This window comes from Enhygromyxa salina (assembly GCF_002994635.1).
Taxonomy (GTDB): Bacteria; Myxococcota_A; Polyangia; order Nannocystales; family Nannocystaceae; genus Plesiocystis; species Plesiocystis salina_B.
Map to the genome: position 1 here is coordinate 1 of NZ_PVNL01000168.1, position 1,709 is coordinate 1,709.

Genomic DNA, 1,709 nt, shown 5'->3' on the forward strand with positions numbered 1-1,709 from the left:
GGGAGGGGCATCGGATGGAGGTTGAGGAGTGGCGGGAGCGGATTGCGTTCTTCGAATCCTACTTCTAACCCCCTGCCCTCCTTGACCCCTGCCCGAAGGTCTTGTCTCTGAACTCAGTGAAGACGTCAGGCCCACGACTACGGAGTCTTCATTTCAACTGCTGAGTCGACCGCCGCCACCCCAACGACAGTCTTTATCGATCCGCAGAAGTCCTCCCCGGGTCGCCTTGGCGATCTAAACCAGCACCGACGGGCAGGCTCTCAGGCCCACCCACATCGACAACGTGTTCGCCTTGGCGCCGGTGGTGCAATGCATCGTGTCGCCGCGCGCCGGACTCATAGTCAGGGCGAGGGCGCACCAGCGCAACGCGCCTTATGTCGGCGCCACATCAACCACGTACCTGCGGGAAATTCCACATCCCTCTCTCCCGCCAACCATCGTCGGCGTGCCAACGCATACTCCGCCTCGAACACCTTCTTGGCTTCGATCGCAGCCACGCGCTTGGCCGGGACTTTCGCGGACACCGTTGGCCGGACGCCAAACAATTCCTCTGCGCCAGGAATCGTGGCCCAATGCTGGGTCCGGACATTCCGCATCTTCAGGACCTTCTTGCCCGCCTGCTGCCGTTCTAACTCGAGTTCGTTCTCCCGCGCAGCCACCTGCTCGAGCACGAGGTCACGCAGCGCGTCGTCGCTCAACTCCGGCCGCACTGGTGGGCGGACGAGCCGGAGGGTCGCCATCTTCGGAATCGTGCTGCGATCGCGCTTCGAACGTGTCCGCGCATCCGGGCGTTTCCGCTTCTTGCGCCTCTCGGGCGGTTTCTTGACTTGCCACAATCCGAACTTTGGCTTTGAGACGACGACCTCATCGCCATATCGCATTCGTGCTGTCGTGACCCCTTTCCAATGCCGAGCTTTCGTCACCAAGTCGCTGGCGCACGGGTTCGTGAGTGTGTAGACCGCGTGCTCGAGGAGTTTGTCGGCGTCTTGCGGTTCGACGGAGTTATAGCCTTTCTCGAAATTCGTTCCCGTCGTTCCACGCTGGGCATTCAAAGCGCGCGCGGCCAAGGAATTGAGCTGTCCCATGAAGTCTGGCAGGCACTTTGTGTGCGCCGTGAGCAGCACATGGAAGTGGTTGCTCATGTACACGACCTCGTGCACCGAGATCTCGTATTTCGAACTGGTGTAGGCCAGCGCAAACAGGAGCGTCTGGGTGACCCTCTCGGTGGGCACAAAGCGGAAGCTCTGCCCAACGGCCTTGCAAGTGATGAAGACCGTCTGTTCAGCATGGATGGGTCGCGGCGGCGTGGTCACGCGAGGTGTATCGGCCCGCCAAATCTGGGTTTGCATGTTTTGTTCTCGCGCGCGTGTTTTTCTGCCAGCCATCGCGCCAGGCGCGCGCACCCCGGACTTTCGGCGTGTCAGATTCAAAATCGCGCGAATCTCGCATGACGGGACCTTCGGGCAGGACAGAAACCGCGCGAAGCCCGGACGCCCTGACCTTCGGGCAGGTCAGGGATCCGCGCGAAACCCGGATGACAGAACCTTCGGGCAGGTCGGGGAAACTGCGGATGACAGGACCTTCGGGCAGGTCAAGAAGCCGGGCTAGTGGCGCTGAGAGTACACATAGCCAGCCAAAGCCCCAATCTCCTCATCCGACAGCTTCCCATCGAACGTCGGCATCTCCGCCCCCTCCCCATACAGATCCCC

Annotated in this window: 1 protein-coding gene; it reads right to left on the reverse strand. The window is 61.4% G+C overall.

Annotated features, from left to right (window positions below; genetic code table 11):
• Nucleotides 1-341: 341 nt before the first annotated feature.
• A complete protein-coding gene (locus ENSA7_RS41245; RefSeq protein ID WP_181234639.1) occupies nucleotides 342-1,313 on the reverse strand; it encodes a transposase in 972 nt (323 codons plus the stop codon).
• Nucleotides 1,314-1,709: the final 396 nt, after the last annotated feature.